General features: G+C 60.9%; 11 protein-coding genes. 2 read left to right on the top strand and 9 right to left on the bottom strand.

What is annotated here, in order from left to right:
- Nucleotides 1-71: 71 nt before the first annotated feature.
- The 4 genes from recQ to BLV09_RS23400 all read right to left on the bottom strand — a co-directional run bounded on the left by recQ (nt 72) and on the right by BLV09_RS23400 (nt 5,138).
- Complete coding sequence (gene recQ / locus BLV09_RS23415; protein WP_146689072.1) at nt 72-1,910, bottom strand: DNA helicase RecQ; 1,839 nt, start codon at nt 1,908-1,910, stop codon at nt 72-74.
- Between the two features lie 111 nt (nt 1,911-2,021).
- The gene (locus BLV09_RS23410) at nt 2,022-2,741 is read right to left on the bottom strand and encodes a polysaccharide deacetylase family protein (protein ID WP_244548797.1); all 720 of its coding nucleotides are present in this window, start codon (nt 2,739-2,741) and stop codon (nt 2,022-2,024) included.
- Nucleotides 2,742-2,787: 46 nt separating this feature from the next.
- Nucleotides 2,788-3,816: a homoserine O-succinyltransferase MetA gene (gene metA / locus BLV09_RS23405; RefSeq protein ID WP_146689070.1), complete on the bottom strand. Its 1,029-nt coding sequence runs from the start codon at nt 3,814-3,816 to the stop codon at nt 2,788-2,790.
- A 17-nt stretch (nt 3,817-3,833) separates the two neighbouring features.
- The gene (locus BLV09_RS23400; RefSeq protein WP_146689069.1) at nt 3,834-5,138 is read right to left on the bottom strand and encodes an O-acetylhomoserine aminocarboxypropyltransferase/cysteine synthase family protein; all 1,305 of its coding nucleotides are present in this window, start codon (nt 5,136-5,138) and stop codon (nt 3,834-3,836) included.
- Nucleotides 5,139-5,469: 331 nt separating this feature from the next.
- On the opposite strand from BLV09_RS23400, the gene BLV09_RS23395 reads away from it, so the two are divergent.
- Nucleotides 5,470-6,342 (top strand): branched-chain amino acid aminotransferase, encoded by an 873-nt coding sequence (locus BLV09_RS23395; protein ID WP_146689068.1) that lies wholly within the window; start codon nt 5,470-5,472, stop codon nt 6,340-6,342.
- Between the two features lie 3 nt (nt 6,343-6,345).
- On the opposite strand, the gene BLV09_RS23390 is transcribed toward BLV09_RS23395, so the two are convergent.
- Genes BLV09_RS23390 through BLV09_RS23380 form a run of 3 tightly spaced genes read right to left on the bottom strand, consistent with a single transcriptional unit; the run spans nt 6,346 to nt 9,456 of the window.
- Nucleotides 6,346-7,224, bottom strand: a complete 879-nt coding sequence (locus BLV09_RS23390) for an acyl-CoA acyltransferase (protein WP_146689067.1) — start codon at nt 7,222-7,224, stop codon at nt 6,346-6,348.
- Between the two features lie 26 nt (nt 7,225-7,250).
- Nucleotides 7,251-8,195, bottom strand: a complete 945-nt coding sequence (locus tag BLV09_RS23385; protein WP_146689066.1) for an amino acid--[acyl-carrier-protein] ligase — start codon at nt 8,193-8,195, stop codon at nt 7,251-7,253.
- A 31-nt stretch (nt 8,196-8,226) separates the two neighbouring features.
- Entirely contained in the window at nt 8,227-9,456 is a 1,230-nt protein-coding gene (locus tag BLV09_RS23380; protein ID WP_146689065.1) for an acyl-CoA dehydrogenase family protein, read from the bottom strand.
- Nucleotides 9,457-9,790: 334 nt separating this feature from the next.
- On the opposite strand from BLV09_RS23380, the gene BLV09_RS23375 reads away from it, so the two are divergent.
- Nucleotides 9,791-10,063 carry a phosphopantetheine-binding protein gene (locus BLV09_RS23375; RefSeq protein ID WP_100384656.1) on the top strand — a complete coding sequence of 91 codons (273 nt, stop codon included), beginning with the start codon at nt 9,791-9,793 and terminating at the stop codon, nt 10,061-10,063.
- 21 nt (nt 10,064-10,084) lie between these two features.
- Here the strand turns inward: BLV09_RS23375 and BLV09_RS23370 are convergent, their stop codons facing one another.
- Complete coding sequence (locus BLV09_RS23370) at nt 10,085-11,014, bottom strand: HpcH/HpaI aldolase/citrate lyase family protein (protein WP_146689064.1); 930 nt, start codon at nt 11,012-11,014, stop codon at nt 10,085-10,087.
- Nucleotides 11,011-12,180: a CaiB/BaiF CoA transferase family protein gene (locus BLV09_RS23365; protein ID WP_146689063.1), complete on the bottom strand. Its 1,170-nt coding sequence runs from the start codon at nt 12,178-12,180 to the stop codon at nt 11,011-11,013. Before BLV09_RS23365 ends, BLV09_RS23370 begins: the two co-directional genes overlap by 4 nt.
- Between the last annotated feature and the right edge of the window lie 80 nt (nt 12,181-12,260).

The following is a 12,260-nucleotide window of genomic DNA, read 5'->3' as shown; positions in this document are numbered from 1 at the left end:
ACCGAACAGGGCAATCGTTGCCCATGAATTAGCCCTTGAATGCACCGGTAATTCCGAACAATCCGGGTCGGTCAGCCTTCCGCGGCGTTCACCAGCGCGATCAGGTCACGCCCATAGCGTTCGAGCTTCTTGTCGCCGATACCGGGGATGCCGCGGAGCGCATCTGGTGTCCTCGGACGTGACGATGCGATGCCGTCGATCGTGGCATCATGCAGCACGACATAGGCCGGGACGCCATGCTTGCGCGCCACTTCGGAACGCCACGCCCTCAGCCTGCCGAGCAGAGCCATATCGCCAGCGTCACCGGGAGGGGCCGCATCGGAAGCAATATCGCCGCGCCTCGATTTGGTTCGGCTGGCGCGGTTGCGCAGGTTTGCGGGTTCTTCTCGGAGTGATACCGCGGTCTCGCCCTTCAGCACGCCGCGCGCCGAGTCGGTCAGCTTCAGCGCACCAAAGGCTTCGTTGTCGGACTGAAGATGGCCCATTGCCACCAGTTGGCGCAGCGCGGAACGCCACTGCTTTTCGTTCAGTTCGCGGCCTATTCCAAACACCGACAGTTTGTCGTGTCCAAACTGCGTGACGCGTTCCGTCGTACGGCCGATCAGAACATCGATCAGATGCATCGCGCCGAAACGCTGCCCGGTGCGATAGGCGCAGGATAATAGTTTCTGCGCAATGACTTTGCCGTCGCGAACCAGCGGTGGCGACAGGCAATTGTCGCAATTGCCGCATTTGGCGTTCGAGGTCTCGCCAAAATATCCGAGCAGGCGGCTTCGCCGGCAGTCCGTGGTTTCGGCCAGACTGACAAGGGCGTTGAGCTTGCCGATCGAGACACGCTTGAACGCCTCGGTGCCGTCGGACTCCTCGATCATGCGGCGTTGCTGCACGATATCCGACAGGCCATAAGCCATCCAGGCGCTGGAGGGCTTGCCGTCGCGTCCTGCACGCCCGGTTTCCTGATAATAGGCCTCGATGCTCTTCGGTAAATCGAGATGCGCGACGAACCGCACATCGGGCTTGTCGATGCCCATGCCGAACGCGATCGTGGCGACGATCACGATGCCGTCCTCATTGATGAAGCGATCCTGATGGCGCGCGCGCAGGCGGGCGTCGAGGCCGGCATGATAGGGCAGCGCCGGCACGCCGGCTCTGGTCAGCGCGGCGGCAGTGTCCTCGACCTTGGCGCGTGACAGGCAATAGACGACCCCGGCGTCGCCGGCGTGGCGCTCAGTGATGAAGGCCTTGAGCTGTGTCTGCGCGTTTTGCTTGCCGACGATCTCATATTTGATGTTCGGCCGATCGAAGCTCGCGACGAAGCGCGGGGCATTAGCAAGCCCGAGGCGATCGGTGATCTCCTGGCGCGTCAATTCGTCGGCCGTCGCGGTCAGCGCGATGCGCGGAACGTTTGGAAAACGCTCGGATATGACGGACAGGCCGATATATTCCGGGCGGAAGTCATGGCCCCATTGCGATACGCAATGCGCTTCGTCGATCGCAAACAAGGCGATCCTGGCGCGGCCGAGCAGGGCAAGGCAGCGCGGCGTCAGCAGCCGTTCCGGCGCGACATAGAGCAGGTCAAGATCACCGGCGAGCAGCCGCTGCTCGACCGCTTCGGCCTCGTCCCGCGATAGCGTCGAATTCAAGACCGCGGCCTTGACGCCGGCCTCAAGCAGGCCCGCCACTTGATCGCGCATCAGCGCGATCAGCGGCGAGACCACGATGCCGCAGCCCCCGCGCAACAGTGATGGCAGTTGATAGCACAACGACTTGCCGCCGCCGGTCGGCATCAGCACCAGGCAGTTGCCGCCATCGGTGACATGCCTGACGATTTCTTCCTGCTCGCCCCGAAAGGCCGGCAGGCCGAACACGGAATTCAGCAGGGAGAGCGCGTTGGGAGTGAGGTTGGCCACGCTTCAGGTCTATTCCTGATTCGGGCCGTCACGCCTATTCACTTTCAAATCGGATTGGAGCGAAATATTCGTGCAGGCCCTCGAACGACGGCTTTATGCCGGTAAAGGCGTTCAGACGCCAGCCGCCCGCAGCGCGTCGGCAATGCTCAGATTGTGGATTTTGCGGCGCGACGCCGCCTCCAGGGCATGGCGCAGCAGTGAAGGTGAGCATCCGTAAAGGCTCGGCTTGGTCGCGACGTCGTGACTATAGAAAATGACCCAGCCCTTCCTGTCGATAGCTTCGTCGAATGCGCGTTCGATGCTGTCATGGTCGACCTGACCGTCGATCAGTGGCATGGCGCGCAGATATTGCAGATCCACGGTGTCGCTGTTGACACCGGGAAGGATGCCGCGCGATGAACGAAAGATTTTTCCGAGCTGACCCTTACGCCAGACGGAGCCCGTGCCGTAGGGATAGGCAAAATTCTCGATCTTGATGGATGGGTCCAGCGCCAGCAGGTAGCGGCGATTGCTCTCAATCTCCGCTGCCATCGTTGCCGCGGTAAGGTCGGTGGCGCGCGTGTGCGAAAACGTGTGGCAGGCGATTTCATGTCCCCTGCGGTGCAGGCTGACAATGTGCTCGGCGCCGATAGCGGTCCAGTTGCCGGACCAGCTATCCGCAAGCCCGCCGGATACATAGAACGTCCCGCGCGCGCTGTGCTCCTCAAGCATACCGGCGCCGGTTGTCGCCGCGCTGACGGGGGCGTCATCGAAGGTAAAGCTGACCATCGGCTGCGTATTGAGCAATCGGTGCGGCGTGGCGCACAGATGCCGCGCGAGCCGGTTGCTCACGCGCGCCTTTAATGATGACCACAGCGGGGACATAATAAGCGGCTCTCTATCGAGGATGCGTAGTTTCAGCCACGGGTTCGACGCCCTCGGAGAGATATTCGAGCCAATTCCGGAAGATCGTCGATGCCGCCGCGCTGATTGCAAGATCCGGACGAAGCGTGAGTTTTGGAAGCTCGACACTTAGCGGAATTTGTCGCTCAGCCATGGCGCGCTTCTGATAATTGGCAAGTTTTCGTTCGGTCTCTGTGTCAAAATAATTTGCGGGCACGGTTGGAAATTTATCCCGCTGACGCGCGAGATACCGGGTGATGTCGCGCAGATATTCCCGTTGCAGCGACAACGCGTCGTATTCCGGATGGCCCTGGAAGAAGACAAAGCGGCTGCGCAGCTGCTTGACGAAGATGTCGACGCCGGCTTCCGGAGATTCGGTCAGCAGTTGATATCCGCTCGCCGTCAAATCGCTCTTGCGCAGCGCATTGAGGCGCGAATGTGCGACCCTGAGCGGCGACGTGATATCCTTCGTCAGCCCATCATTGGCGACCTTGAAGCAGTCGTAAACGCCTGAGCATTTTGCATCGAGCCGTTGGCGCTTGATCCCGTCGAGATGCAGCACCGCGGCGTGCGCTGCAAGGCATGACCAGATCGTCGAACGCGTGTTGGCTTCCGCCCAGTCGATGATCCCGGTGAGGTCTTGCCAGAACGGCTCCTCGGGGAGGATCGCCGCGTTCGGCTCGGCGCCAGTTACGATCAGCCCATCGATGTGCAGGCGATCGAGATCGGCGATGTCCCTGTAGCGTCCGTGCATCAGTTGCTTTGCCTGCTGCGACCGCTTCACGGAGGGCAGCGAAAAGCAATGGAAATGGATGTGGCTGTTTCCTGCGGCTGCCTGCAGCAGGCGCGTGAACTGGCGCTCGGTCGCCTGCAGCGCGGAGTCCGGCATGTTGTTGATCAGGCCGATGGTGAGTACGGCATCAGCCTCTTTTTGGTGATTCCGGAATTCATCGACCTCGCGCAGCTGCGTGGGTGCCAGCGCGGGACTGATGATGGGCCGATGTTTGTCGAACAGCACTGTCATGCCAGGTCCCGGCCGATCTATTCCGCGGCTTCAAGCCGCTGACGCTGTGAACAGGCCTGAGCGAGTGCCTGATCGATATCCTCAATAATATCGGCGCTATGCTCGATGCCGATCGAAAGCCGGATCGTTTCCGGCAGAACGCCGGCCGTGCGCTGCTGTTCGGGCGACATCTGGCGATGCGTGGTCGAGGCCGGATGGCAGGCCAGTGATTTCGCGTCGCCGATATTGACGAGCCGCGTGATCAGCTTCAGTGAATCATAGAAGCTTTTTCCGGCTTCAAGACCGCCCTTGATGCCGAAGGTGAAGAGCGACGAGGCCTGGCCGTTCAGGTATTTCTGGACGAGTTCATAATAGGGGCTGTCGGTAAAACCGGCATAATTCACCCACGCGACGCGAGGATCGTTGCGCAGGAATTCCGCAACCTTGCGCGCGTTCTCGACATGGCGCTCGACGCGCAACGCCACCGTTTCGATCCCCTGCAGCAGCAGAAAGGCGTTGAAGGGTGAAAGAACGGATCCCATCGTTCGCTGGTAGACGCTACGTGCTCGTTGAATATAGGCGCTGGTGCCGAATTGCTTGGCATAGACAAGACCGTGATAGGACTCGTCGGGTTCATTGAAGGCCGGGAAGCGGCTCGCATGCTCGGCCCACGGAAAGCGACCGCTGTCGACGATGGCGCCGCCGAGCGTCGTGCCGTGGCCGCCGAGAAACTTGGTCAGCGAGTGAACGGCAATATCGGCGCCGTAATCGAAGGGCTTCAGCAGGATCGGCGTTGCGACGGTGTTGTCGACGATAAGTGGCACGCCATGCCGGTGCGCGACTTTCGCAAGCGCTTCGATGTCGCAGATATTGCCGGCCGGATTGCCGATCGTTTCCGAAAATACGGCCTTGGTATCCTCGTCGATCAGTCGCTCGATCGCGTCGGCCTTATCGCTATCGGCAAAGCGGGCCTTGATGCCTTGCCGTGGCAGAATATACGAGAGTAGGGTGTGCGTTGTTCCATAGAGTTGTGGAACGGAGACGATGTTTCCGCCGGTATCGGCTACGTTAACGAAAGCATAGTGCAGCGCAGCCTGGCCGCTGGCGACCGCGAGCGCACCGACGCCGCCTTCCAGCTCAGTGATGCGTTTTTCAAGCACCGACGTGGTTGGATTTGCAATTCGGCTGTAACGAAAACCTTCCGCCTCAAGGTTGAACAGAGCGGCGCCGTGATCGGCGCTGTCAAAGGCGTAGGCGACCGTCTGGTAGATTGGAACGGCAACGGATTTGGTTGTTGGATCGGGGTCGTAGCCGGCGTGAATTGCAATGGTTTCGTTGCGCATCGTGCACCTCGCGTTGGCGTTGCGCATTTCAATATGCGTCTTATTCGCCCCGCATTGTTTTTAGAGAGGAGTCATAAGCCCGGCAATAATTCACGAAGAGATTGATGAAATAACCCTAATGGAGAGCCGGGAGTTGATTAAAATTTGAATCAAAGGATATCGGACGCCGTATCGTATTTTGACGCCGTGCACGGCACGGTTATGACTAACAAATTGTGTACTCGACGCTCGTCAGTTCGTCGCTCGATCTCCGCAACGAAATCCTTAGTAATTCTGATGATAATAGCGCCGCTGCGTGCGGTTCCGCAGGACCACAGCGTGGATAGCAAAAATGGCGCAGACGATAGCACCGGTCAATTTTTCCCAGACTTGGACGTTTTTTGAAGGCGCGTGGCATGAAGGCAATGTGCCGATCATGGGACCCCGCACGCATGCAGCCTGGCTCGGATCGACCGTTTTCGACGGCGCGCGCGCTTTCGAAGGTGTGACGCCGGATCTCGACCGGCATTGCGCGCGGGTCAATCAGTCCGCGGTCAATTTCAAGCTGAAGCCCGTTGTCGATGCTGAAACCTGGCTTGGGCTCGCACGCGAGGGAATTGCCCGCTTCGATGCCAATGCCGAACTTTACATCCGCCCGATGTACTGGGCTCAGAATGGCAGCGGCGGCGGCGTGCTGTTCGATGCCGAGACGACAAACTGGTGTCTCTGTATCTATGTAGCGCCGATGCCGCAGCCGACTGGCGCGTCGATCACGCTGTCGCCTTTCCGCCGGCCGACCATGGAGAGCGCGCCGGTCGATGCCAAAGCGGCGTGCCTCTATCCCAACAATTCCCGCGCGCTGATCGAGGCGCAGACGCGCGGCTTCACCAATTGTCTCATGCTGGACATGCTAGGCAATGTCGCCGAATTCGGCAATTCGAACGTCTTCATGGCGAAAGGTGGCGTCGTCTATACGCCGGCGCCGAACGGGACATTTCTGAACGGCATCACGCGGCAGCGGGTGATCGCGTTGCTGCGCGCTGACGGCGTCAAGGTCGTCGAAACGACCCTGAGCTACGCCGATTTCCAGCGGGCCGATGAAATCTTCTCAAGCGGAAATTTCGCCAAGGTCGCGCCGGTGATCCGGATTGACGACCGGTCGTTGCAACCGGGGCCGTTCTACCATCGGGCGCGGAAACTTTACTGGGACTTTGCCCACGCCTGAACCCTACGGGCCGTACAGCACGAGCTCGGTGTCGGTCAGATCAGCAAGACGGGGCCGATGAGGGCCCTTGAAGTATTTGCGGCCGCGCCATTTGGTGTAGATGCCGACGAGGCCGGGGACGCGGCCGTTGGCGTCGAGAATGACAGAGATCTTGCCGCGTGGGATGAGAAGCCGCCCGATGGCGCCGGCGCATTGGACATATTCGGCGATATCTCGGCAATAAATCAGCTGCATCGCCGGCGGCGCAATCCATCCTTTACGGATGCGCACCGGCTGCAGGATGAAAGGCAAGGCGTCGCCGCCGGCCGTGCGACATACCAGGCTGAGGCAGCCATATCGTGCGTGCCGGGTCAGCAACTCGACGTCGGATGCGGCCAGGCCTTCGATCGCTGTCGCATCGGGCGAGATGGTCTCGATGGTCATGCCCGGCCTGACGAGTGACAGCGCCGGAATGGAGAAGAACAATCCGCTGCAATAGGAATTGAAGCCCTGTGTCTCGATGATGGGCCAGGTCCACGTCGCGGGACTGATATTGATGTAGGTAACTTCCTTGTACTTCTGCGCGATCTTGGTCAGCAGCGGGGCGTAATTTCGAAACGCCGGTTCCACATACCAGCTTGACAGATTGCAATAGATCGTCGTCTCGACGTTGTCCGTCCTGGTCGTGTACAGCAGCAAGAGCACGCCGACCGGCAGCCCGCCATGATCGAGCATGTAGCCGAAGCGTGGGTAGCCTTTGGGCACCTCGCGCGCGGCCTGACGGCGCAACCCTTGCGTCCAGTATTCGCGCGATCGGCCAACGAATCCGCGCGTCAAAAGCTCCGCGACCGTATCGATATCGGTCTCGGCGATCTCCCGGCATCGGATTTGTTGTTTGGACACGATCGTCTACCAGCCACTTCCATGCGTCACGGCGCAAGGCCGAGCAACTTGCGCAGGTCGGCCGGCCATTTGGCGACATCTGTTCCGTGGGTGTGGAACATGGCCACGGCGAGACGATCCATGCCGAATGCCACGCAGCCGGTATGCGCGGGCTCGCCGTTGGCATCGGTGATGCCCCAGGTCGTGCCGAAATGATCGCGGTGATAATTGAAGCTCATGCAGGCGGTCGGCTGCTCTTCGGAACGCAGCGGCACCAGCAGTTCGAATTTCAGGGATTGCTGCTTCTGGCTGACCGCCTTCATCTGACCGACGCGGCCAAAGAACGGATCGCTGGCGTAATCCACCCGGAAGGTCAGGCCGAGATCGCGCGCAATCGCCTGCGCGCGTACCATCCAGCGTTCGCGGAAGTCGGAAACGTCGTCAGGATTGCCAATGCAGACATATTCCCGCATCCGGAACGATTGCAGCCGGTCGAGATGGCGCGACGGTTCGCGGCGGAAACAATCGGCAGCGACGTCAAACCGCAAGCCGCCCGATGGCAGCGGGCCCCGGGCCGCAGCGATTGGATAGACCGGATAACAGGCCGCCGGCGAAAGCACGAGATCTGCAGGGGAGAGCGACGTCGTCCAGTCGCCGCCGGCGTCGAAGCGGCTGACAGCGGAATGAATCTCGCGCTCCGTGCCGTGGAGCCCGCAGACGCAGCCGAGCAGATTGGGAAAGCTCTTCAGATAGCCGGATTTCTCAAGCTGGCCGCGGTTCATGACTGGCGGAAAGCGCATCACTTCGGTGTCGGGCTCGCGATGTCGTGTGATCAGCGCGGCGAGCCGTTCGACCATGTCTTCGTACAGCGCGGTACGGGCATAGACGCCGTCGGTGCCCATCTTGTGGAATAGGACGTCGGCGAGGTGATCCAGGGGATCAGCAGCTTGCTGTGCGGTCTCCGATGGAATCGTCCGGATGGTTATGTTCATGGTCAGGCTTCCTGGGTACGACGGTTTCGGCTCAGTCGCGCAAGGTCGCGGGCACGGCGCTCATCAGGCTTGCGGTCGCGATGTTGGTGAGGATCCGGTCGTTGTTGATCATCAGCGGCGATGAAAGGACATCGCGGAGCAGACGGCCGACGCTGAATTCGCCGTCGTTGCGATATCCCGCCAGGCCGCAGGCGCGCATCGCGTGCATCACGGTCGTGACCGCAAGCTCGGAGGCTTCCACTTTGAGCAGATTGATCGAAGACTGGAAGTCGAGCGAAGAGAGCGCTCGCTCGTCATGTTCGTGGTTGGCGTAGGTGTCGAGCGTCGAGGTAATCAAGGCGCGCAGTTTCGTCAGCGTCATCTTGGCCGAGGTAAAGTGCGCAGCGCCGGGCGGCATCTGGCCGCCGGCTCCGCGGGCCGCCTTGCGAATGAATAATTGAGCGCGATCGACGGCCGCCGCGGCGATACCAGCCCAGACCGATGACCAGCACAGATGGGCGACGGGCGTCATCGTCTGCGCGTGAATCTTGTCATAGGCTTCAGGGAAGATCTGATTGGATGAGCCCGTCGCCTTCAGTTCGAAGCCCGCGCTGCACGTGCCGCGCATGCCGAGCGTCTCCCATTCGAGACTGCGTTCGAGCGTGTAGTTGTCCTTGGTGAAGGCCACCAGGACCTGATCGGATGCAGCGGCGTCGTCGGTGCGGCGGGCGATCGTGACGATGCCGTCGGCCTGCGCGCCGTACGAAATCACGGTTGCGTTGCGCACCAGCGAGATACCCGCCTCGTTTCGGCCGACGGCTGCGGCGCTGGAACGGATGTTTCCGCCGTTCTGTCCTTCCGTTGTCGATGAGGCGAGAAGCAGTTGCTCAGTCGCCACGCGGCGCATCAGCTCTTCGTGCCAGGGGCTGCCGGTTCCGTGCCGAACCAGGCAGGCAACCTTGGTCTGATGCATCGCAAAGATCATCGCCGTGGAAGAGCAGGCGCGGCCCAGCGTGTAGCACATGTCGGTGATGTCGAAGATCGACGCACCGTTGCCGCCGAATGCGGTTGGAATCTGCGCTCCCAGAAGTTTCTGCCGACGCGCAGCGTCGATGGCAGCTTTCGGAAAGCGCGCTTCGCGATCGACATCGGCGGCTTCTGCCGCAGCGACAGACGCGACGGCGGCCGTTCGCTCTAAAAACGAGGCGCTTTGATCAAGAAGGATTTGTTCGCTGACACTGCCCGCAACGGAGTCGCGGAGCCTGGTTTCCTGCACATTCATGGACGGTATGCCTCCCAGGCTTTGTCGGGGCGAAACAGAAGAGCCAGCACCACGCCCGATGTCACATCGATCGCCAGCGGCGCCTGATCGAGGCAAGGCTATGGATTTAATTCAAATGCGTCGATGAAATTCAGGGTAAACAGCCTTGCTTTCAAAATTAACGCTAATCAACCGTGCGGAACAGTTCGTGGATTCCTCAGGTCTGGTAAACGTTTGCGCAACCGTCATTAGCGTTAAGAGCAAAATGACGGTTTGCGTCAAACGAGAGTCACTGTTTCTCAAAGCGTGCCGGCGCTAAACAAGCGTTTTCAGTGCGGCAAGATGGAAAATTGAGATGCAGGAATTTAGTGTCGACGTTCAAACCAGGATCCTTGCGCTCGTCAAGTCGATCCTCGAGCAGAATGCAATGACCGCCGAAATTGGTCCACGGACGCGGCTGGTGGATGTCGGGTTGACCTCGATGGATATGGTCAATCTCATGCTTGGCGTCGAAGCCGAGTTCGATTTTACGATCCCGCAATCGGAAATCACGCCCGAGAATTTCCAATCGGTCGAAACGCTGGAACGCATGATTGCCAGCCAGCTTCAACCGGCGACCGCCGCCTGATCCAGGTCTCGGACGGGTTACTTAATCTCGCCCCTTGAAGCTCATCAAGCGCCGCACCATCCGGATGTTGGCGTGGTCCACCATCTTGCCGTCGACGGTCACAGCGCCCTGACCGTTTCGCTCCGCTTCCTCAAGCGCTGCGATCGCGCGCTCAGCATAGGCCAATTCCTCCGCGGAAGGCACGAACGCATCGCGCGTGGCTTCGATCTGGCTTGGATGGATGACCTGCTTGCCGTCATATCCCATCGCGGCCGCCTTTACGGCCGTCGATGAGGTTGCAACGGCGTCGCGGAAGGCGCCGCAAGGTCCGTCGATCGCACGCAGGCCAAATGCGCGGGCCGCCACCAGCAGACGCATCATCGGATAGGCGAACAGATCGAGCGGAACCTGAGGATGCCCCTCCGCCGCGTTGCCGACATGTCTGTATCCGGCAGGTGACGCACCGATTTCGGCGCTACGGGCTCCGATCGATGCAGCAAAGTCACCAACACCGAGGTGCAACGCAGTCACCAAGCCGTCCGCCGCAGCCAACGCTTCCACGTTGACCAGGCCGCGCGCGGTTTCGATCAGCAATTCCATCTCGACCGGCGCATCGCGCGGCCCGGCAGCGTCCATGATCCAACGGCTGATTTTCGTGATGTCGGCCACCACCTCCGCTTTCGGAATGATGAAAGCGTCGAGCCTCCGGATACCGCCGAGGCGTTTGATTTCGGCTTGGATCGATGGGCTGTCGATGGCATTGAGCCTCACCGCGACCGTTTTGGTGCCCCAGTCGTGGGTGGTGAGCGCGGCCGCGGCGGCGTCCAGCGCGGCGGCCTTCTCGGCCGGAGGCACCGCGTCCTCGAGATCCATGAATACGGCATCGGCAGACGAGGCCGCCGCGTTTTGCACGAGTCGTGCGCGATGCGCCGGTACGGCGAGATAGGTGCGCGTCAATCGCTGGGTGGTCATGTCGCGGCGGTTTCCTTCAAGCCGAGCTCTGCAAGGATCGTATCGGTATGCGCTCCGACGGCAGGAATATCGCCCATGACGGGGGTGACGCCGGGAATGGTGATCGCGGGCAGAAAGCTGGTCAGAGGTCCGTTCGGCGATCCCACCTTGCGGACCCGGTCGCGCGCATGAAGCTGCGGATGCCGCAGGAACGCCTCGACTGTGTTCATATTGGCGTTCGCAAGGGCAGCGCTGTCGAGGCGCTGCACAACCTGTTCGGCGGAGAATTTCTCGAACTGCTGCTCGATCAAGGCCTCCAGCGCATCGCGATTTTGCATGCGCTGCGGATTGGTGCAAAAGCGCGGGTCGCTCGCAAGCGCCGCGTTCTCCAAGACCTGAGCGCAGAGCGCGGTCCATTCCCGTTCATTTTGAATCCCGAAAAACACCACGCCGCCGTCGCCGGTGCGAAACGGCCCGTAGGGCGCGATGGTGGCGTGCCGGGTGCCGGTGCGGACCAATGGCTTGCCGGCGCCTTCGGTGTAATAGGCGGGATAGCTCATCCATTCGGTCATGGAATCGAACAACGAGACCTCGAATGCCATGCCCTTGCCGGTGCGCTCGCGGTTGAACAGCGCCATCAGCACGCCGTTCAGAATGTACATGCCGGTCGCGGTATCGACGACGGCGATGCCGCATTTCGCGGGCTGTTCCTGGGTGCCGTTGACCGACAGGAATCCGGCTTCGCACTGCACCAGCAAATCATAGGCTTTCTTCTGGCTGTACGGGCCGCCGCTGCCATAGCCGGAAATGTCGCAGGCGATCAGCCGCGGGAAGCGCGCAACGAGCGTGGCGGCGTCGAGGCCGAGCCGCTGCGCCGCGCCCGGCGCCAGATTTTGCAGGAACACGTCCGCATGCGGCAGCAGGGCGTCGAGCACGCGCTTGCCTTCGGCGCTTTTCACGTCAAGCGCCAGGCTCTCCTTCGAGCGATTGGTCCAGGCGAACTGGCTCGACATCCCGTTCATCACATAGTCATAGTCGCGGCAGAAATCGCCTTTGCCGGGCCGTTCGATCTTGATCACCCGCGCGCCCCAATCGGCCAGATGCCGGCTGGCAAGCGGCGCAGCGATGGCCTGCTCAAGCGAGACGACGGTGATGCCCGACAATGGCAGCCCGGACGGCTGGTTCATGGTTTTCTCCCGGTCATTTTTTCTGCTCCCGTATAGTGGGTCCCGTCCCCGGGGGTGAACACCCGCCGAAAGCGCGCCGT

Origin of the sequence: Bradyrhizobium canariense (genome assembly GCF_900105125.1) — a bacterium.
In the GTDB taxonomy this organism is placed as follows: Bacteria; Pseudomonadota; Alphaproteobacteria; order Rhizobiales; family Xanthobacteraceae; genus Bradyrhizobium; species Bradyrhizobium canariense_A.
The sequence above is the reverse complement of the archived record's forward strand: the minus strand, read 5'-3'. Positions and strand labels throughout refer to the sequence as shown.